The sequence below is a fragment of the Aquimarina spongiae genome (assembly GCF_900141785.1).
In the GTDB taxonomy this organism is placed as follows: Bacteria; Bacteroidota; Bacteroidia; order Flavobacteriales; family Flavobacteriaceae; genus Aquimarina; species Aquimarina spongiae.
The window spans coordinates 214630-236120 of the sequence record NZ_FQYP01000006.1 but is presented as its reverse complement, the minus strand read 5'-3'; the positions used below and the strand labels follow the sequence as shown (position 1 = coordinate 236120).

At 35.7% G+C, this 21491-nt stretch carries 19 protein-coding genes; 8 read left to right on the top strand and 11 right to left on the bottom strand.

What is annotated here, in order from left to right; genetic code table 11:
• Positions 1–107: 107 nt before the first annotated feature.
• Positions 108–434 carry a tetratricopeptide repeat protein gene (locus BUE24_RS14750; protein ID WP_073317090.1) on the bottom strand — a complete coding sequence of 109 codons (327 nt, stop codon included), beginning with the start codon at positions 432–434 and terminating at the stop codon, positions 108–110.
• A gap of 563 nt (positions 435–997) precedes the next feature.
• On the opposite strand from BUE24_RS14750, the gene BUE24_RS14745 reads away from it, so the two are divergent.
• Positions 998–2140, top strand: a complete 1143-nt coding sequence (locus tag BUE24_RS14745) for an MBL fold metallo-hydrolase (protein WP_244548157.1) — start codon at positions 998–1000, stop codon at positions 2138–2140.
• Positions 2141–2173: 33 nt separating this feature from the next.
• Entirely contained in the window at positions 2174–3112 is a 939-nt protein-coding gene (locus BUE24_RS14740) for a helix-turn-helix domain-containing protein (RefSeq protein ID WP_073317085.1), read from the top strand.
• A 34-nt stretch (positions 3113–3146) separates the two neighbouring features.
• Here BUE24_RS14740 and BUE24_RS14735 read toward each other — a convergent pair whose 3' ends face one another.
• Together BUE24_RS14735 and BUE24_RS14730 are read right to left on the bottom strand one after the other, a co-directional pair.
• Positions 3147–3830 carry a LytR/AlgR family response regulator transcription factor gene (locus BUE24_RS14735; protein WP_073317082.1) on the bottom strand — a complete coding sequence of 228 codons (684 nt, stop codon included), beginning with the start codon at positions 3828–3830 and terminating at the stop codon, positions 3147–3149.
• Positions 3827–4624, bottom strand: a complete 798-nt coding sequence (locus tag BUE24_RS14730; RefSeq protein ID WP_073317079.1) for a sensor histidine kinase — start codon at positions 4622–4624, stop codon at positions 3827–3829. Before BUE24_RS14730 ends, BUE24_RS14735 begins: the two co-directional genes overlap by 4 nt.
• A 213-nt stretch (positions 4625–4837) precedes the next feature.
• Here BUE24_RS14730 and BUE24_RS14725 point away from each other — a divergent pair, with 213 nt between their 5' ends.
• Genes BUE24_RS14725 through BUE24_RS14715 form a run of 3 tightly spaced genes read left to right on the top strand, consistent with a single transcriptional unit; the run spans position 4838 to position 6598 of the window.
• Positions 4838–5746, top strand: coding sequence for a M28 family metallopeptidase (locus tag BUE24_RS14725; RefSeq protein ID WP_073317076.1), 909 nt, complete (start codon positions 4838–4840; stop codon positions 5744–5746).
• Positions 5743–6153 carry a hypothetical protein gene (locus BUE24_RS14720; protein WP_073317073.1) on the top strand — a complete coding sequence of 137 codons (411 nt, stop codon included), beginning with the start codon at positions 5743–5745 and terminating at the stop codon, positions 6151–6153. The genes BUE24_RS14725 and BUE24_RS14720 overlap by 4 nt, the downstream gene beginning before the upstream one ends.
• A 13-nt stretch (positions 6154–6166) precedes the next feature.
• Entirely contained in the window at positions 6167–6598 is a 432-nt protein-coding gene (locus BUE24_RS14715) for a DUF6326 family protein (protein WP_073317070.1), read from the top strand.
• A 123-nt stretch (positions 6599–6721) separates the two neighbouring features.
• Here the strand turns inward: BUE24_RS14715 and BUE24_RS14710 are convergent, their stop codons facing one another.
• Positions 6722–7420, bottom strand: coding sequence for an NUDIX hydrolase (locus BUE24_RS14710; RefSeq protein ID WP_073317630.1), 699 nt, complete (start codon positions 7418–7420; stop codon positions 6722–6724).
• Positions 7421–7491: 71 nt separating this feature from the next.
• Between BUE24_RS14710 and galK the strand changes: the two genes are divergently transcribed.
• Positions 7492–8649, top strand: coding sequence for a galactokinase (gene galK / locus BUE24_RS14705; RefSeq protein WP_073317067.1), 1158 nt, complete (start codon positions 7492–7494; stop codon positions 8647–8649).
• Positions 8642–9682 (top strand): UDP-glucose--hexose-1-phosphate uridylyltransferase, encoded by a 1041-nt coding sequence (locus tag BUE24_RS14700; RefSeq protein WP_073317064.1) that lies wholly within the window; start codon positions 8642–8644, stop codon positions 9680–9682. Before galK ends, BUE24_RS14700 begins: the two co-directional genes overlap by 8 nt.
• A gap of 108 nt (positions 9683–9790) precedes the next feature.
• On the opposite strand, the gene BUE24_RS14695 is transcribed toward BUE24_RS14700, so the two are convergent.
• The 6 genes from BUE24_RS14695 to BUE24_RS14670 all read right to left on the bottom strand — a co-directional run bounded on the left by BUE24_RS14695 (position 9791) and on the right by BUE24_RS14670 (position 18194).
• On the bottom strand, positions 9791–10765 hold the full coding sequence (locus BUE24_RS14695) for a type I phosphomannose isomerase catalytic subunit (protein WP_073317061.1): 975 nt from the start codon (positions 10763–10765) through the stop codon (positions 9791–9793).
• On the bottom strand, positions 10762–11889 hold the full coding sequence (locus tag BUE24_RS14690) for a glycerate kinase (RefSeq protein WP_073317059.1): 1128 nt from the start codon (positions 11887–11889) through the stop codon (positions 10762–10764). The genes BUE24_RS14695 and BUE24_RS14690 overlap by 4 nt, the downstream gene beginning before the upstream one ends.
• Positions 11890–11899: 10 nt before the next feature.
• Positions 11900–13507 (bottom strand): sodium:solute symporter family protein, encoded by a 1608-nt coding sequence (locus BUE24_RS14685; RefSeq protein ID WP_073317056.1) that lies wholly within the window; start codon positions 13505–13507, stop codon positions 11900–11902.
• 4 nt (positions 13508–13511) lie between these two features.
• Positions 13512–14114, bottom strand: a complete 603-nt coding sequence (locus BUE24_RS14680) for a GNAT family N-acetyltransferase (RefSeq protein ID WP_073317053.1) — start codon at positions 14112–14114, stop codon at positions 13512–13514.
• Between the two features lie 26 nt (positions 14115–14140).
• Entirely contained in the window at positions 14141–15445 is a 1305-nt protein-coding gene (locus BUE24_RS14675; RefSeq protein WP_073317050.1) for an MGH1-like glycoside hydrolase domain-containing protein, read from the bottom strand.
• 85 nt (positions 15446–15530) lie between these two features.
• Positions 15531–18194, bottom strand: a complete 2664-nt coding sequence (locus BUE24_RS14670; protein WP_073317047.1) for a TonB-dependent receptor domain-containing protein — start codon at positions 18192–18194, stop codon at positions 15531–15533.
• Positions 18195–18324: 130 nt separating this feature from the next.
• Between BUE24_RS14670 and BUE24_RS14665 the strand changes: the two genes are divergently transcribed.
• The gene (locus BUE24_RS14665) at positions 18325–19356 is read left to right on the top strand and encodes a LacI family DNA-binding transcriptional regulator (RefSeq protein ID WP_073317044.1); all 1032 of its coding nucleotides are present in this window, start codon (positions 18325–18327) and stop codon (positions 19354–19356) included.
• A gap of 72 nt (positions 19357–19428) precedes the next feature.
• Here BUE24_RS14665 and BUE24_RS14660 read toward each other — a convergent pair whose 3' ends face one another.
• Positions 19429–21441, bottom strand: coding sequence for an MBL fold metallo-hydrolase (locus tag BUE24_RS14660; RefSeq protein WP_084549566.1), 2013 nt, complete (start codon positions 21439–21441; stop codon positions 19429–19431).
• Positions 21442–21491: the final 50 nt, after the last annotated feature.

The window sequence follows — 21491 nt, the reverse complement described above, 5'->3', positions numbered from 1 at the left end:
TATGTAATACACTAATAGAGAATTTTGAATGCCTAACTAAAAACAGTTTTTCATCTCACCTATTCAATAACTCTATATTTTTTTATTTGAATGAAATTTGAACGCGTTTACAGTTTTCCTAAGTTAGTTTTATATTCCTCTAAATTTGAATCCTTATTTGTTTCTGCATAGCCAATCGCCTTTTTGTAATATAGTATTGCTTTTGGTTTGTCTCCTTTGTTTGCATAAAACTCTCCCAATGCATTATGAATAACCGCTGATTCAGGGAACTTTTTTAGTCCTGCCTGATACCTTTTTAAAGCATCTTCGCCCCTGTTATTCTTAGCAAAATAATTTCCAAATCTAATCGCCCATATTTCCAAAATAGGATCATCAAGAAACCTCTTAAACCTATTGACATACATTTCAAAACGCTCAAAATTATCCTCTTTCATAGCATTGAGTAACAAAAAATGTTTTGTAGTTCTATGAACGTCTGGAGAAATACAATAACGATAACCTCGATGATTGTAATATCGCTTGATTTCCTCTAAATCTCCAAACTCATCAAACTCTTTCAGGGTATAAAAGCGTAGTGTGTTATAGTCTTGAAAGTTGTTCTATTATAGGTTCCTTTAATATAAAACCTTCTCTAAAATTCAAAATTCGTAAAATCAGAAATAGAGTGAAAAATTTTAACTTCATAGAATATCTTATAACGTATACCTACGGTTCTCGATCACTATTTTTCCAAATATAGAAAATATAATCACGTCTTATTGACCTCTCTCTGTCCTTCATCTACGACAAAAAAAACCAGAATATTAAATTTTGGTCATTTACTAAAGCTCTACAAAGTATACCTCCACGTTTATAGTAGATTTTTCTGGCTCTAACCAAAAAGTATAAGTCTTCTACCAAAATGTGTAAGTCGCCAACCCTATATCTGATATAACTTTGCAATCAAATGATCAGCATAAAACTATTTAAGGAGATCATTTTCTATTTTAACTGAATAATGAAAAGAATACGTAAAATCATAGGAAGAATGTTATTAGCTATTGGAGGTATTATTGGAGCACTTGTTATTACTGGTATCCTATTTGTAAATTTCAGTCCCCAATTTGGAGGAAAGATATCAAAAGAGCAATTAATAGAATATGCCAAATCTGAAAACCATAACGAAGGGAAATTCATAAACATTGGAGGCGTAACCTCTGAAATGAGCATGGGAAATATGTTGAAAGCTATAGGAGGCATGTTTAAGAACATTCCCAATACCAAACCAAATTCTCCAATCGAAGTTCAAAAAGTGGATTCACTAAACATTGCCAATTATCATTCAAAAACAAGATTTATCTGGTTTGGGCATTCTGCTTTTTTATTGCAGATGAATGGCAAGAATGTTATAATCGACCCCATGCTAAGTGAAGTTCCCGCTCCTCACCCCCTATTGGGAGGAAAACGATTCAATAAAGAATTGCCTATTGAAATTGAAAAGCTTCCCAAAATAGATGCCGTAGTCATTTCTCATGATCATTATGACCATTTGGATTATGAGTCTATACTGAAGCTAAAAGATAAGGTAAGCATGTTTTTCACCCCATTAGGAGTGGGAATTCATTTGCAAGAATGGGGAGTCCCAAAAGAAAAGATAGTTGAATTAGATTGGTGGCAAGAAACTACATTTGAAGACCTGACTTTTATAAGCACCCCTGCACAACATTTTTCGGGAAGAGGGTTATCGGATCGAGATCATACCCTATGGTGTTCGTGGATCATTCAATCCAATGAGGAGAACATATTCTTTAGCGGAGACAGTGGTTATGCGTCACACTTTAAAGAAATTGGCGATAAGTATGGTCCTTTTGATTTTGCGATGATCGAATGTGGGCAGTACAATGAACTATGGTCCGAGATTCATATGTTTCCAGAAGAGACTGCACAAGCCGGTAAGGACGTAAAAGCAAAAAGAATAATGCCCATTCATTGGGGTGCTTTTAAATTGGCGCAACATTCTTGGACAGATCCCATAGAACGTGTGAGCAAAAAAGCGGATGAATTAGGTCTTACACTAGTCACTCCCGAAATAGGGGAATCAACAGGTATTGATGATGAAGGTACTTCTCAAAATAAATGGTGGAATCGCTATCAAAAATAAGTTGTAATTTTAATAATCCATAATGTATTAACAATGCCGAGTTTTAATTTCAAAAGTATCACCGAGTATCATAAGCACTTTGAATTACCTGATCCACAAAATCCTTTATTAAGTGTATTGCATACTGAACTGGAAGAAGAGGAAGAAGAGGAAGAAGAAAACTGTGATACCCATTCGTTTGAGGAACCCATAGAACTCTGTTGTGATTTTTATGCGATAGGCTTCAAAAAAATTATTTCGGGTGAAATTACCTATGGGCGTACAAAATATGATTGTAGCAATGGCACACTTCTATTCACGGCTCCCAATCAAAGATTAAGTTTTAAGGATCTAGTGTTTAGCTCAGAGAGTTATCACATTGCGTTTCATAAAGATTACATTCAAAGTTTGGATATATATCAAAAGATCAAAAAATACAATTTCTTTAATTATCATGTGAATGAAGCACTTCATTTGTCTCCAAAAGAAGAGCAGATTGTAAAAGATATTTTTAAGAACATTACCATTGAATATCACAATAATCAAGATGAATTTAGCAAAGAAATTATCATCTCACAGCTGGATACCTTATTAAAATATGCGGATCGATTTTACAAAAGACAATTTCTTGATAGAACGGATAATAATAAGATTTTGATCACAAAATTCAAGGAGATATTAAATGCTTATTTTGAACAAAATCTACTGGCAGAAGAAGGCATTCCAACAGTAGATTGGATGGCTGCACAGTTAAACGTAAGTCATCGATATATGAGTGATACGATTAAGGCTGAAACTGGTAAAACAGCGATTGATCAAATCAATTTATTTTTGGTAGAAGAAGCAAAAAGTCTGTTGCTAAATCCCAACTTATCTATATCTGAAACGGCGTATCAATTAGGTTTTGAATATCCACAATATTTTACCCGAGTGTTTAAAAAGAAAGTGGGCATGAGCCCCAAAGCATATATCGAAGCACATTCTTTGAACTGACAATACTTTGCCTTCTAATTTTAAACCCACTAGCTTATTTATAAAGCTCCCCTATCCTGCTCTTGTAGGTAGTTCCGATTGGAATCTTATGATGTTCAATATATAATCTATTGCCTTCTATTACCTTTACTTTTTCCTTGGCGATAATAAACGAATTATGAATGCGTAGAAATCCTTTGGGTAATTCTTTTTCAAATGTTGAGATCTTCTGCAAAATCACAATCATTTCGTCCTGCAAAAACACCTTACAATAGTTCCCTGAGGCTTCGATAAACAATATATCCTTAAAAAAGACTTTTATTTGCTTGTCTCCTGATTTGAGATATACAAATGGGTGCTTAGTATGATACTCTAGGGGTGATATGTTCTTGTTGACCATCGTTACTTTGTTGACTGCCTTGATAAATCTTTCAAAAGAAAAAGGTTTTAGTAAATAGTCTACCACATTAAACTCGTACCCCTCTAAAGCAAATTCCTTATGTGCAGAAGTAACTATGATTTGAGGTGTTTCTGGTAGCGTTTTCAGGAATTCAAACCCATTAATCTCTGGCATATTCATATCCAAAAACAAAAGATCAACCTTTTGCTCTTGCAACATTTGGATGGCTTCAAAGGCATTGTAGGCATTCCCTACCTTCTCCAGGGTTTTCAACTTTTCCGAAAACCCCTCGATGATGCGATGTGCAATGGGTTCATCATCCAAAATGATATATTTCATAGAGTTTGAATTTTCAGTGTTGCTTGATAAGTACCTTCTCCTTTTTTGAGGAGTAATTCATGTCTCTTTGGATAAATTAATTGAAGTCGTTTTTTCAGATTGGACAACCCAATCCCTTTTGCTCCACGTATTACAGGTTTAAAATTATTTATTATTTGGAAAAACACAGTGTTCTTTGTAGCCTTAAGATCCATATCGATATATGCATTGTCCACCATGCTTTCTACTCCATGTTTTATAGCATTTTCTAATAGCATGATGAGCATTAATGGGGCTATTTTGATTTCTATGTCATCAATCTGAATTTTAAAAGATATCCTTACCTTTTTTTGGTACCTCAACTTATGAATCTCCAGATAAGTTTCCAGGTATTCAATCTCATTCTTTAGGGTAACATAATCATTTTCTCCCTCATAAATGGTGTACCGCATGACTTCAGAAAGTTTTAAAATGACTTCTGGAGCTCTATCCGACTTTTCTATCGCCAAGCCATACAAATTATTGAGGGTATTAAAGAAAAAATGTGGATCTACTCTGCTTTTTAACAACATCAATTCTGCCTCATTTTTGTCATTTTTCAAGCTTCTGTACTCTTTCCAAAGCCTAAAGAGCCATCGTAGCACCAAATATCCGAACGTAAAAATAAATAGATACTGGAACAGATAAAAGTAATTATCATGGATCTCTAATCCCGACAATTCTTCCATTCTTTTGAAATGTAACATCCCGAAAAGCTCCGCAATCAATAAAGCAACAGCTATAAAGGTTGTGTATTTCCTAAAAATTCTAAGCATGTCTTAAAGGTACTGTTTTTACAAAAGTTATGTACATCGATATGATGGATAGGACATTTACAATGACAGATACTCCAAAATCAATGATCGATAGCTATTCAACTTAACCTATGAATTATCTATCCCAGGATTTCTCTCTACGATCATAAATTTTAGTAAGCATTCTACTTAACAGCTATGTTTAATGAGCCAACTTCAAAAAACAAATAAAAAATGAAATCAACCTTATTTCTTATACCGTCTTTTATCTTATTATCCTTATTTGAGTTAGAAGCGCAGGTAGACCCCGTATTTCTTGAGGAGATGCTTCCTTTCCAGAAGGAAGTTATTGCAAAACTCTGCGGAAAATCAGAAATCTCAAATGGTATGTTCCTAACTCAGCGAGCATCTCCCGAAGAACGAGAAATCACCGCAGGATATTTATCCAATTCCCTAACAGCAATAGGATGGAAATTAGAAAACCATCATTACAAGGCTACCAATGGCAACCCCTTTCTTGATCTAATCTTAGAACCGATGCAAGGAATTAATGTAGCTGCTGTTTTACCAGCAACAATACTAAGTGACACCTATGTTGTCTTTGGTTCTCATTATGATACCGAACGAGGTAGTCCAGGGGCTATTGATAATGCGACAGGTATAGCACTTTGCTTATCGGTTGCCAGACAGTTGAAACAACTGGAGAACAGAAAATTTAACTTCATGCTGGTGTTTTTTGATCAAGAAGAAGATAATGAAGTAGGAAGCAGAGCTTATGCCAAAATGCTAAAAACCACTCAAAAAAACATCCACTCTGTACATACCATTGACATGGTAGGCTGGGATAATGATAACAACAAAGGTGTAGAATTGGAATTACCTGCACCAGAGTTAGAAAGATTATACAATAGTGTTGCTCAACAATTGAAAATCCCCGTGTATCGTACAAAAGTGAGCTCTTCTGATCATAAATCATTCATTGATCAAGGATTCAAAGCTTTAGGTATCTCTGAAGAGTATGTTAAGAGGGATTCTACCCCTTACTACCACACCCCAAAAGATACATATGATACGGTAAATTTTGAATACCTATCGGATACCTCATATTTCATTTTTAACGTTTTCAAAACTTTACTGCAATGATACATTTTCAGGATATCAAAAATTTGAATAGAGCAACATCTATATTAATACTAAGTATACTATTACTCTTAATAAAAGGGTTAGTCTACATTTTTATAGGAGTCATATACCCTTTGGGTATAGGTCTGCTGCTCTTATTGCCTCTATTATATGGGTATCTAAAAGCAGGTAAAAAACTTCAGAAAGCAGTTAAATACTGGAGTGTTTTGGTAATCTGCTATGGTCTTATTCGTATCCTTTTGAATGTTTTTATCTACGCTGATGACAGTGGAGTTCCATCAGGAGCTTACTATCAATTTACCGTTTGGTACGGACTAAAAAGTATTTCGTACGTCATTCTGGGAGTTTATCTATTCATCCAACGAAAAGAAATATCATTTCAACAAAAATTATCCGATATCAACTAAAGCTATTTATATTATGAAAAAAACCGAAACCGTAATCCCTGATAGAAAAGTCATTTTATCCACGCTTTGGATATTTGTAACCTTAAACTATCTCTATTGCGATGTTTTGTCCCTTATGTCAGCGGCAATGCTAAAGGCATTACTCACTGGAGAAATAGCAGGTATCCATATGAATCAGGTTACTCTTTTGATGGCAGGTATCATCATGGAGATCTTTATGGCAATGGTACTCCTCTCAAGAATATTGAAATATATTGTAAATAGGCTCCTCAATATTATTGCAGGTAGTATAAAAACCTTGATTATGATTGGGACATTACTTATGGGGGGAGCTAGTTATCACTATTGGTTTTTTGCAACCATCGAGATTGTGACTACGGTATTTATCATCTGGTATGCATGGACCTGGTCTACATATACAATGACAGTACACGTTTCTACATGATATAATTCCTAAGAAAATGACAGATGAATACAATCACATACATTTTATAAAGTGAAAACTATAGGAGAATGAATAACAGATTATAAAAAGAAAATCAATACCAACTAAAATCCATCTAACGGATCACTTAATTAAAAAATCTTGGTCATGGTGCTTGTCATAATCGAATTCATATAAATAAGCACCTTTCTTGGAAGAAGATTTGTCTTTCATATCTGTCTTTTTTAAGAAATTTAGAGAAAGTAATTTTTTTCTAAAATTTCTAGTGTCTATTTCCTTTTGAAAAATTTGCTCGTACAGTGTTTGTATTTGTGGAATGGTAAAGTATTTAGGAAGTAATTCAAAACCAATCGGAGTTCTTTGTGCCTTATCTCTTAATTTCTCTAGTGCATCTTGTACCATGGTATCATGATCCAAAACTAGTTTTGGTAAAGTATCGATAGAAAACCAATAAGCGCCATGCTTATTTACTAATTCTTCATTTTCTTTATCTATTCGAATTAAAGCATATTGGGCTATACTAATACACCTCGCACCGGGATCTCTGTTTACATCTGTATATGCTCTTAGTTCTTCCATAAAGATGTTTTCTAAGCCAGTAAGATCCTTAAGAATTCTTAATACCGCTTGATTTGCATTCTCATTAGGTCTCACAAAACTACCGATTAGAGACCATAATCCTTTTAAGGGTTCTATTTCCCTCTTAAAAACAAGAAGTTTCAAAGTTTGATTATCAAACCCAAAAATAATACAATCAACGGCTACAAGTATTTTCTCTTTATTCTCGTACCACCTATTTTGTTGGTCTTTGGCAAACTTCATAAAATATTCTTTAAAATTTAATAAATGTAATAAATACATTTATTATTTTTGTTATCAAATACAAACTGATTATGAGCAAAGAAAGGAATTTTATACCTGACATCATAGTAGGTTCACCTGGCAGAATAAATTTTATCGGGGGGCATACCGATTATAATAATGGCTTTGTACTTCCCGCAGCTATCGATAAAGAAATTAAGTTTGAATTCAGTAAAAATGATACCGAACATATTTGTAATATATACAGTAAAAATTATGGAAAATCTTTGGTAGTTGACCTTAGAGCAATAAAGCCAAGTAAAGAAAACTGGGAGAATTATGTTTTAGGGGTTTTACATCAATTATTGAAAAGATCAAATCGTGTTAAAGGGTTTGATTGTGTCATCACCAGCGAACTTCCTATCGGTTCAGGACTTAGCTCGTCTGCAGCACTCGAGTGTGGATTCGCCTTTGGAATAAATAAATTATTCGAGCTTAACATCTCTAAATTAGAAATCGCAAAATTAAGTAGAGATGCAGAACATGAATATGTGGGTACCAAATGTGGTATAATGGATCAATATGCTTCCGTTTTTGGGGAAAAAGACAAAGTCCTTTTTCTAGATTGTAAATCCTTGGATTACGAACTCATCCCTATGAATTTAAGCGATTACAAAGTATTAATCCTTAATACTAATGTCGAGCATAATCTATCTACTAGTAATTACAATCAAAGAAGAGAACAATGTGAACAGGGCGTTCGTATCATCAAAGAAAAATACCCTAGAATAAATTCTTTAAGAGATGTAGATTTTGAAACATTGGAAAACGTAAAAGAGAACTTCCCCGAAGTTATTTATCAAAGATGCTTATACATCGTACAAGAGAATGAACGAGTACAAAATGCCGCAAAATTCTTAACAAAAAACGATTTAAAAAACTTCGGAAAACTTCTATACGAATGTCACGAAGGGTTAAGATATCAATATGAAATAAGCTGTAAAGAGCTAGATTTTCTGGTGGACTTTTCGAAAGAAAAAGACTATGTACTGGGAGCTCGTATGATGGGAGGTGGATTTGGAGGATGCACAGTGAACCTAATTCAATCAGAACATGTAGATCAATATGTCAATGAAATAAGCAAAGCCTACAACGACAGGTTTAATATCACATTAGATGCCTTTTTGGTCGCTCCAAGTCAAGGTACTCACCAAAAAACTATTCATAAAAAAAAGGAATATGATGAATAAAATTTTGAACGATAATTCGCATAGACGATACAATATTTTGACAGGAGAATGGATATTGGTCTCACCACATAGAACCAAAAGGCCTTGGCAAGGTAAACAAGAACAAATCAAAATTGCCAAATCAAAATCTTATGACGAAAACTGTTATCTATGCCCTGGCAACACAAGAGCCAATGGAAGTGTAAATCCGCAATATACCAAACCTTTTTCATTTGTAAATGACTATTCTGCCTTGTTATCCTCTGTTCCGGAAGAACACTATAATAAAGGGCTTCTTCGTGCAAAATCCGAAAAAGGCATATGCAAAGTAGTATGCTTTTCTCCTGATCATTCACTCACTCTTCCTGTAATGCCGATAGATGATATAATGGAAGTAGTAAATTTATGGATAAAAGAGTATAAGGAACTAGGAAGCATATCTTATATTAATCATATACAAATCTTTGAGAATAAAGGAGATATCATGGGATGTAGTAACCCCCATCCACATGGCCAAATTTGGGCGCAGGAATCTATTCCTGTAGAGATTGTCAAAAAAACCCAAAATCAACTTGAGTATTGGCAGAAAAATGGCGCAGGACTTCTTTCTGATTATCTAGATCAGGAGTTAAGTCACAAAGAACGAATTATTGCAGAAAATGAATCTTTTGTTGCTCTTGTACCCTATTGGGCTATTTGGCCTTATGAAACAATGATACTGCCAAAACGAAAAATTGGAAGTATCGATAAGCTTACCGCAAAAGAGGTCAATTTCTTTGCGGCTATGATAAAGGATGTCACTACGAGGTATGATAATTTATTTCAAACGAGTTTTCCTTACTCCGCTGGGATACATCAGGCACCCACCGATGGTAACAATCATGACGAATGGCATTTTCATATGTCTTTTTATCCTCCATTGCTACGATCAGCAACGGTAAAAAAATTCATGGTGGGGTACGAAATGTTTGCAGATCCACAAAGAGACATAACAGCAGAACAAGCTGCCGATACTCTAAGAAATAAACCTTCTAAGCATTACTCGATTACATAGATCATATTTTCAAGAGCTTTATTGCGATCATACAGTTTGATGCACTTAACTAAATTCCTTCTAGTAATCAAGACCTAAATTTTCTATCCATCAAATTCACGAAACATGCTATAATATCATCACCTCAAGTAATTTGGCATTAGTTCCTTCAAAATTGACGGCATCTACCATTGCAGGAACCAGAATAGTTTCTCCTTTATGGAATGTATAATTTTGACCTTTGTAATTCATTTCTATATTTCCCTCTACACAGATGTAAATTACAAAAGAATCCACATCCTTTAGATGACGAAGCATATGCTCTTGAACATGAATAAAATTCGTTTTAAAATATGGAGAATACACCAATTTATTAGTGGCGTTCTTTGTATTGGTATACCTCGTTTTATAGGTGTCATGATACGTAAAGTCTATCGCATCTATAGCTAAATCTGTATGTAATTCTCTTTTTTGACCAGTAGTCTTATCTACTCTATTATAATCATAAATGCGATAAGTGATGTCTGAAGTTTGCTGAATCTCTGCCAAAAGTACACCTGCCCCTATAGCATGCACCCGGCCCGTTGGGATATAAAATGCATCCCCTTGATTTACCTTTTCTATGTTTAATATCTCATCCAGAGTATTCGCATCAAGATGTTTCTTGTAATCTTTTTGAGTCATCTCTCGATTGAACCCAACTACCAATTCTGCATTTTCTTCAGCCTGCATAATATACCACATTTCATTTTTTCCTAATGAGTTATGACGTTTCTTTGCCAGCTCATTACCCGGGTGGACTTGAATCGATAGTGGCATTTTGGCATCTATAAATTTGATCATTAACGGAAAATCCAATCCAAAGTTTTGGTAAACATGATTTCCTACCAATGCTTCTTTAAAATGAGCAATGAGTTCTTTTAATGTTTTTCCTTGTAATTCACCATTGCGTACTCGTGTTTCTTTGTTTTTGACATCTGAAATTTCCCAGGATTCTCCTATGGATTCCTGGTCATAATTTTTATGCAGTATGGATTTTAGTTTATTTCCTCCCCAAAGTCGATAGCTATAAAAAGGTTGAAATTTTAAAGGATACAATTTCATGTCTTTATAAAATTTTGAGCAAACCTTTTGGCCATTTCTTCTACATATTTACCAGCATTGCTCATAGCATCTTCTACGTCTACTGCGTAGTTCATAACTTCATCGGCATACCAAATATTCAAATCTTTGATCACCTCACCTTCTAACTCTATCGTACCACAAAACACAGCAACTTTTGTATCCTGATCTATAACATCAGTAACTCCCTGAATGGTTTTACCAGATAGTGTTTGATCGTCCAACTTTCCTTCTCCCGAAATCATCCAATCCGCACCTTCTATCTTTTCTTCAAATCTGGCTAATGTTTTTATCAATTCAATACCTGGTTCTAAACTACCATTCAAAAAAACTTTGGACGCAATCCCCATGCCGCCAGCAGCCCCTGCTCCTTTTATAGTTTGTGGGTCTACATCAAAAACTTCGTGTAGCACAACCGAAAAATCCTGTAATCCCTGATCCAACATTTTGATATCCTCGACCGTGGCACCTTTTTGAGCGGCATAGGTATAGGCGGCTCCATTTTTTCCATATAATGGATTGGTAACGTCGCATGCAATTTGGAATTGCACATCTCCTAATTTGGGATTCACCTGATTGGTATTGATGGAAGCTATTTTGGATAAATTAGCCCCAATGGGTTTGACCAGCTCATGATCTTTATCCAAAAATTGATATCCCAAAGCGGCAGCCATACCAATACCACAATCATTTGTAGCACTTCCTCCTATCCCCAAGATAATTTTGGAAACTCCTCTGTTTATGGCGTCCAAAATCATTTCACCAGTACCATAGGTGGTGGTATTCTTGCAATCGCCTTCATACTCATTTAATAACTTCATCCCTGATGCCTCTGCCATCTCGATAAAAGCAGTCTGGGTAGATTCTGAATATAAATAAGAAGCTTTTACTGGTTTGAAAAAAGGATTGCTTACCTCAACGGTAACCATTTCTCCTTTTAAATAATAATTGACAACCTCTATAGTACCATCCCCTCCATCGGCCAACGGCAATTGTATAATATCGATATTGGATCGTACTTGTTTAACCCCCTTCTCTACAGCTTGGCAAAACTCTAAAGCCGTTAGAGAATTTTTAAATTTATCTGGAGCCAAAACTATTTTCATAATAACTACTTTAACTTAACATCTTACCTATTGAAATCGCCAAAATACATATCACAACAAAGTACCCCACAAGGATGACAACTTCACGCTTCCCTTGTTTATAAAATACTACTTTTAGCCCTTCTTTGGGTTCTCCTTGTATGATCAAACTAAAAGTATATCCTACGATCATAGTCACTAAGCACCCTATGGCATTCCACCAAAACCAAAAGACTTCGGGCACACATAACCATAAATACATATTGAAAACTACCCCAGTTACTATACCAATGTTCGCACCAAGAGCATTTGTTTTCTTGGTTAGGATAGCCAATATAAATGCGGCCAAAATTGGTCCGTAAAATATAGAACTGATCTTATTGATCACCTCTATCACTGTACCTTCTATATTTCCTGCAAAAAATGCAAAAAACAAACAGACCAATCCCCAGAATACCGAAAGCAATCTTGAATAAGTTACATATTTTTTGTCGGACATATCAGGTTTGAATCTCTTAATAAAATCCTCTAGAGTCACTGCCGATAGGGAGTTTACCGTAGAACTTAAGGAAGACATTGCCGCAGACATAATAGCCACTATCAAAATTCCTATAATTCCGTTAGGAAGATATTTTATAATAAACACCGGTACCATTAAATCTGCTTTTTTACCTTCCAGACTACTGATGTTCTCTTGATATACCACATCCATTAACTCCTGAAAACCCAGGTCTTGAAACAACAGGGTGCCAAGGACTAACCCCATAATACAATACGTAAGAGTTACAGGGAAACGAAGTAGTCCATTAGCAAGCAATAATCGTTTAATAGTAGGCATTCCCTTTGCTGATAATAGTCGTTGAGATTGGGTTTGATCGGTTCCGTAGTATGAAGCATATAAAAAGACTCCCCCTATCACCATGGGCCAAAACCCAAACTCGTCATTTTTGTCAGCATTATTAAATCCCCATTTTGAAAAATCGACAGCCGTTAGTCGATCCTTATCAACATGGGTTAAGAAATTTTCAAATCCTCCTAACTCACTTATACCATAAACCAGGCAAACTACTATTCCAAAGAAAAGAATACACATTTGCACGACATCACCCCAAATCACGGCTTTCATCCCTCCTTGAAATGAGTATATCATGGTAATGACACCTATGAGTAGTATGGAAATCCAAAAATCAATTCCGATAGTAGCCTGTAAAATAAGTGCCATGGTATACACCATCACTCCTGTGGCTACAGATCGACTGATCTGAAACACAAAACTGATCAACAACCTTGAAGATGCATCAAAACGCTTTTCCAGAAATTCATAAACACTTACAATGCCCGAACTATATAGTGAAGGGATAATAGCTATCAACAAAAACGCCATCGCTAGAGGCACTCCAAACTCGTAGGTTAACCATTGTAAGCCTCCGCCATCTTTTAGTCCTACAAAAGCGGGTGCCGATATAAAACTAATTGCAGACAATTGTGTCGCCATGGTAGACAAACTCAATGGAAACCAACCCATGGATTGCCCTCCTAAAAAATAGTCCTTAGAATTCTTATTTTCCTTAAAAAAATATCCTATCCCAAGGAATCCCAGTAAATAAACTACAATGATTATGTAATCTATATAATTCATAATGTTATACTTTTCTATTTAACTTCTGAAGCAATTTAGGTTTCACAAAAGTTGTCCATTCATCTTTCAAAATACTGAATAATACAATATCGGTTCTTCCATCTCCGTCTACTGAAGGGATAAAATTGCGTAAAATTCCTTCTTTTGTGCCACCAACGCTTTTCATTGCCGCTATACTCACCTTATTTTCTGCGTGAACACCAAACCCAACACGTTCTATTTGTAACTGTTCGAAAATAAATTCTAGAACTAAGTATTTACAATGTTTATTGACACCAGTACCTCTAAAATTCCTCCCATACCAGGTATGCCCAATTTTAATTACGTTTAACTGATTGGAATAATCATACAATCTGGTGGTTCCGGCATATTGTTTTTTGACTTTATCATAAACCACAAAGGGATACTCTTTTGCTATCTTTCTATTTTCTAAAGCCTGAGAAATGTACGCTTGTAATTGTTCGGTATTCCTACCTTCTTCCAACAAATAAGCCCAAATATCTGGATCGTCGGATTGTTCTGAAAGCTGTTTTGTATGCTCTATGTGTAAAGGTGACACTTTTACCACTTCATTTTCGAGAACGTAATCCTTTGAAAAATCCAACATCTTTACATCTTTAGTATTTACTACATTCACGAACTTATCAAATCGATAAGCAAAGCCGCACTCCAGGAAAAATCATTACCTCCATACCCTGCTTTTCCTTTTTCATGAATTTCTTTCCTCGAATCAAAATATTCGTAAAACCCATTTTTCTCTATGATTTCTATAGTATCCTTTTTAATGCGCTCGGCAATATCATTATATCCATATTCGGATACCCCATGATAAAGCATCCAGTTTAAATTCACCCACACAGGTCCTCGCCAGTACTTTTTTGGATTAAACCGATCACTGGTGGGATCAAAAGAGGCGCATAAATATTGATGATCTCCTCCAAATTTATTGAGCATTATCTGGATCATAGCCTCAGCTCTTTCCGTATCGGGAATACCTGCAAACAATGGTGAAAACGAAGACGAAGATAAATACCTGAGTGGCTTTTCATTTCTAAGATCATAATGAACATAAGCACCTACTTCTTCGTCAAACAATTTAGCATTAAACGAAGTTATCGCTTTATTTTGCCAATCTTGTAATTGCGAAATCTTATCAGAATGACCACCAATTAGTTCATACAGTTTGATCAAACTTTTATTGGATTTGATAAGTATCGCATTAAATAGGGGGTCCTGGACCAAAAAAGGAGATAACTCTGCGATCTTTGCATCGTTATACTTATGTTCTTTTGCTATTTCTATGATATGCAAATAGTGGTCATATTCTCTTTTTGAAGGTCTTTCTGAGGCGTCTACGTGGGTAGTGTCTCTTCTTTCAAAAGTGTATTCTGGTGGGTTCATAGTTTTCCAAACATCATCCCACATGGGAGAATTATCGGTTCCAGATTCCCAATTATGATAAATATACACCAACCCCTCATCTTTAGGATCCCGATTATGATAAAAATACTTGTGATTGAAGTACACCTTGTCTATAACCGTTTTGATAAAATTTAGTGTAGCTTTTTTGTCAGTGCTAATTCGATACATTTCTTCTAATACAAATCCGGTAACTGGGGGTTGAGTCATTCCTGTAGACCGATACTTTTGTGAAGCCTGCGGGTGTAAACTCGAGTGGTGAAAATCCGCTCCCGGAAAATACGAGTCTGTTTCCGTATGAAAAATAATATGAGGAATAAACCCATTCCCCCATTGCGCATCTAATAAGGTTACTATTTCTTTTTCAGCTTTGGGCATATCGAAATGTGCCAGACCAATTGCTATCAAACCCGAATCCCAGAACCATTGAAAAGGATATAAATTGGCGCAAGGTATGCTAAAGTTATCTTTCCAGTTCTTGTTCAAAACTTCGATTGCTTTTTTCTCTAATGATGTCATAACAATTCTTAATCGATTAATAAAAGTGCATCACTTGCATTTTACTGCAAGTGATGTCTTAACTCAAACAAATTCATCAAATGGTTTAAAAATTATAAGTAGCGGTCAGGAAAAATCTACGTGGTAGAATAGGTCTTCCAAAGAAAAACTCTCCATCGGCAGATTGACCGGCGATTCCAGCTCTAGGGTTACCTTCGGTAAGTCCATCACTATCAAACAAGTTAAATACAGAAAATCCTAATCGTATAGCGTTGGTATTTTGTGTTTTGAAAGTATACCCACCACCAATTCTCACAATAGAAATCGCATCCAACTCTACGTTATTAGAATCATCGGTAAACTTAGCTCCTGTATGATTCAAAGTAAAGTTAGCATCAATCTTTGAATCATCATAAGTTGCTCCAAGACTTCCTAAAAAGTTAGGCTGTCTTCCTATTTCATTTCCTTCGTTGATGGTAGATGTCGTATTATTTACTAAGTCTGTGGTTTCATTTTTGGTGATCTCATGGTCTTGATAGGTAACTGTAGCATTGATATTAAGTGCGTCCGTCAAACGGTATTGTCCAGTAGCTTCTAATCCAAAAGTTCTGGTAGTTTGCTCACTTCTAGCCTGATCTACCAATTGTCCTCCAGATATGGCCTGATCAATTCGGATACGATCACTAAGATTCACAAAGTAACCTGCTACCGACCCAGAAAAAGCAGCGGTTCCAAACTTGGCTCCAAGCTCACCCTGGATAATCGTTTCTGCTTCATAATTGGTTTCTCTAATACCTGGTGTTGGAGCAAAACCTCTTTGCTGTGGGAAGAAAAACCCTCTGGAGAAGTTTGCATATAGATTGGTAGACTCTGTCAACTCATACAAACCTGCCAAAGAAACGGCCCATGCGGTATCATCGATCTCTCCAGTAGTAAAAGTTCCATCTGAAAAACTTACATTTTGCAGTTCTGCAGTCAATTCTGGATTGTCATATACTTGTGATTCTTCTAATCCTCCCCTTCTGAAAGTTCCTTCGGTATTTTCGATTCGGATTCCAACGTCAAAACGCCATCTATCAAATACCATTTCATCAGTGAAGTAGAATGCCGTTCTACTTTGGGTTAAGAAGTTATTGGCGGTCATCCCTATTCGGTTATACAAACCTCCTTCAGAATAAATCACATTTCCACCACCTGCATCTGTATAACTTAAATTTACCAATCGGGGATTATTATTAAATTCAGAAAGCACTCTATATTGGAAATTTACATCTTCGGCTTCTGTTCTTGCCAAATACGTTCCTAACGTGAAAGTATGATTGCCATCTCCTGATTTTAATATTAAGTTCGCTTCTCCAGAATAATCGGTCATTGGACGTAAACGATCTACATGTAAATTCTCTACTACCAGATCCGTACCGTTTATCTGAGCTCCAGTTCCTCCTTGATACGTAGCATTAAAACCAGTGTTTCCAGGAGCTATTTCGGAAACATAATTTGCCAAGGTGATTGGGTTTCCAAAATCTCCATTTCCTCCTACATACAATGCAAAGTTGTGCTGGTAATTAGCATATTTTGCTTTGGCTTTAAATTTTAAATTATCTGTTAGATTATAGTTGAAATCTGCCAAAAGATATCCACCTCTGGTAAAAACACCATCGTCTATAGGGCTTTCATACACCCCTCCAGGAGTTAAGAAAGACGTATTGGCCAATTCGCCAGACAAAAGCTGTTCAACCTCATCTCCATCATTACCATTAATACGTTCTCTAGAACCTCCCTGGAGCGGCAAAGGAAGGAAGAATTGTACTCTATCATTAATAAATTGACCATGCACCGTAAAAGATCCATTGTCGAATTTCTTTTTGATATTTGCTCTAAATTGTACACCTCTTGTATCTAACCCTGTTTCGATAGGGCCATTATCTTTTCTTACAAAACCAGTAAATGCATAGTAGGTATTCGAATTTTCACCTCCTAATTTACCTCCACTATAAAAGTCGGTTTTTAACCTTCCTCTATTTCCATATTCTACATTAATTACGGTTTCGTCATTGGTATCTCCCGTTTTACTGGTATAGTTGATAATACCCGCAACAGACCCTGCACCGTATAATACAGCGGCACCACCTCGTACAAATTCTACGCCTTTAAATCCTATGTCAGGTCTTGCATATACATCATGGGCCGAAGAATTAAGCCCAAAAGTACTGGTTAACGGCATTCCATCATATTGTAGGGGGTTAAATACATATTGTCCCCCAGAAGGCAATCCTCTTACAAATAAGTTGGTAGCTGTTTCTCCACCTCCACCTTCTGCGGTAATACCGGGAACGTCTCTTAAAATATCCGCCTGACTATTGGCAGAAAGTTTAGTGATTTCGTTGATTCCTTTTGAACTAATTGATAAAGGTGCTTGTTTTTGTGATCTAAAAGTAGATGAAGCTGTGAGAAGCACTTCATCTAATGTATTTCCTTCTTGTAAAGTGATTTGAAGGGTTATGGGTGTTCCATTAAGTTCGATCGACTCCGTATGGGTTTTAAATCCTAAAAAAGAAACTTGTATTTGCTTAGGTCCTGTTAGATTTGATGAAAAACTGAATTTTCCATCAAAATCCGAAACGGTACCTGAGTTACTATCCAAAATAGTAATGTTAGCTCCTAATAGGGGTAAACCTGTGTTGTCTGTAACAGTTCCTGAAATTTCTGTTTGCGAGAACGCTATTAATGTGCCGAATACACATAACAATACAGTGATAGCTTTTTTCATTATTAATATATTTATGTGAAGTATTTCTCAAATTTATTGTTATAACCTTATAAAAAATGCCAAAAAATTATCATTTTTGTATGCAAACGTTTTCGCAAACGTTTGCAATTTGTTTTTAATAAAATTTGATATGAAAAAAGAGATTACCACCATGAAAATGTTAGCTCAGGCCTTGAATCTCTCTATTTCAACGGTTTCCAGAGCATTAAATGATCACCCAGATATTAGTGAGGATACTAAAACCAAAGTGAAACAATTAGCACAATCCAAAAACTATATCCCCAATATTTTTGCCAAAGGATTCAGAAAACACAAATCCAATATTATCGGTGTGATTGTTCCTAATATTACGCATTACTTTACAGCCACCATCGTTCGAGGCATTCTGGAACAAGCCTCTATGCAGGGATACAGAGTAATCATATCAGAGTCGAATAATGATGTGAAAAAACAAAACGAAATGTTTCATACCATGATACAATTTGGTGTAGACGGAATATTGGCATCTTTGACCAAAATGACTAGAGATATAGGTAATATTCTCCCTATTATAGATACACTTCCTTTGATTTTGTTTGATAAAGTCTCTGATAAGATTCCTTGTACGCAGATCACTATAAATGATGAAGAAGCTGCCTTTAATGCGATTGAACATCTTATTAATATCGGCAAAAAAAGAATTGCTATTATCAAGGAACGGGAGTTCTCATATACTTCAGAAAAGAGATTTGCGGGATATCTAAGAGCTTTGAAAGAACACCAAATAGAAATTGATGAAAAAATCATTATCAGTGTTGATGACATTTCTCTACAACAAGGAAAAAGAATGGCCAATATCTTATTGAGTCTCAAAGAAAGACCTGATGCTATTTTTGCTATCACCGATAGCGCTGCGATTGGTGTTATTCAAACCTTGAATAAATTCAATATCAAAATCCCTGAGGATATAGCTGTCGTAGGGTTTAGTAATTCTAAACACGCTAAGATTATAGAACCTAATCTCACCACTGTAAATCAACCGGGTAATACCATTGGAAAAACAGCAACAAAATACCTTATCCAAGAAATCGAAAATGAAGATGACACCGATCTCATGGTCAAAAAAACAATTGAAATCAAAACTGAATTAATTGTTAGAGCATCGACTTTTAGTGTTTCTTAGAAAGAAAAATAAGAAGAAATAGTCTAAAAACTATCTCTTCTTAATTACACGCAGTATAGACTTAGATTCACCCTATCTATGGAATGGATCTGTTAATTTCTCTTCCAAAATTGGATAATGCTCTTTCCCTATCATTTCGGTATACGTCACGAACTTGAAAGGATCAAAAAACTGAACCCCACTTCGTAATCGATCCGCTGCTTCTTCTTTTAGGTTTTTGATTTTCTTGTTTTCGGGATACCTGCTTTCCGCAGCAATAGCCATTTGCAGTGCTAATTCGTTATCCCCATTGCAAATCATTTTCTTTAATGCTTTGGCGACTTGTTTTCCTGATAGATTAAGATATAGTTCTAATAGCCTACCCCGTTCTACAGTAGTAATTACATCCAACCCTTCAGGGTCTTTGCCTGTAACTTCTTCCTGCCAAATACCCACCATATGATCTGCTATTCTTGAAATTATATGATCTCTCGGAGATAGATATCCAATAAAGATCTCTGGATGATTCTGAAGCCCGGGTGGAATCAGATTCAATCGGATGATATCCTTTGCAGAATACCCATTATTGATATGCTTTTTGGTTGCAGAGACCAACCAGCGATAAGCATCTCTATACAAGCGAAGTTGTTTTTGATTCTCGTACAACATGGTTATGCCAATATGCCCATGAAGCAAATATTTTGGGCCCAGGTCCAAAGCTGTATCCATTACTTCTAAGGCTTCATCGATATGCCCTTCTTCAACCCAAGGTTCACCATAAAAGGGCATTAGGGTGTCTCCCATAAAAATCACTCCCAAATCTGAAAAATGTATCAGCAGAGCATCTTCTGTCTCTCCTCCGGTAACAGGAATAATAGTAATTGAGGATTGACCAAGAGTAATTGTAGTTTTAGCTGTAATCAAGCTATCGGGTCGATATTGACTCACCCAATCCTCTTTGAAATGAATACTTCGGAACTGATCGTAACGATGATTTTTGAGAACTCGGTCTACAGTACCATGAAAATTTCCTCGACCATAAAGTGTAACCTTATGATCCAAGGTTTTAAAATACGTATGTCCGCCTATATGATCCCAATGCGCATGAGTGATTATTGCATTTCGTAAAGGAGGTAGATTTGGATAATGCTTCAGTAAAAATTCATATCCTGCTTTTATACTGAAGGGCTGAGTACCTGCGTCTATCGAGATAAGTTCTTGTCCGTTTTTGGATACCACAAAATATAAATCAGAAAAGCCAAAACCCTGAAGGCCATAGACTCTGCCTTCGATAACTTCTTCTATTGAAGGAACTGGAGAAAAGAGAAGTCCTTTTTCTTTGGTGGTAGCAAACCACCCCATAAATAATTGTTTGGGAACATAATCTGTATAGCCACTTTTAGCAAGATACTTCGTCGCCAATTCTTCCTCTCCATTATCCAGGTGCAACTTAGCTAAATGATGGTATACCTCTCTGTAAAAACCTGGAGTGGGCTCTAGTTCTGGATGATTTTCTAACCATGTTAATTGAATTAAAGCTTGTTTCCTCTTATTAAAGAATCTAGGAACCTGGGTGTAAATAATACCAGAAGACCAGTAGACTAATGGGTTGGCATCTGCCAGTTCCTCAGCTTCTTCTAGAATCTTAAAGGTTTCTTTTACCCAACCTATTCTTGAAAACAAACCAACATGATCTGCATATGTAGCACGCAATAATGCGTAGGCAGAAAGGTAATTCGATTTGATTGTATTAGTCATTTGAGAACCAAAATCATTCAGCAAACCTTCAAAATATCGTATTCCGTATTCCTGCTGATTTGATGCGATATAAGCGTTAGCCAGCAGAAATACAGGATTAGGATCTTCTATTGGCCCATAAGACAATACTACTTCGTAAAAAGCTATATCCGAATGGAAGCTTCGATCATTTTCATGTTGTTTAAAGTTATTGAAGTTTTTAGAAGGCAGTAATGATGTTGTTAAGCCCACTGTACCAGTAAACTCTTTGGTTGAATTTTGAATGTTGTTCGTATTAATTTCCTGAGAACTGGAAGTACAAGCTTGTAAAAGCACCATGATCAATAGTATACTTATTTTTGTCTTCATTTTGTTGAATTTAAAGTTGCATACACAACATTTGTTTTAAATTTTTTACC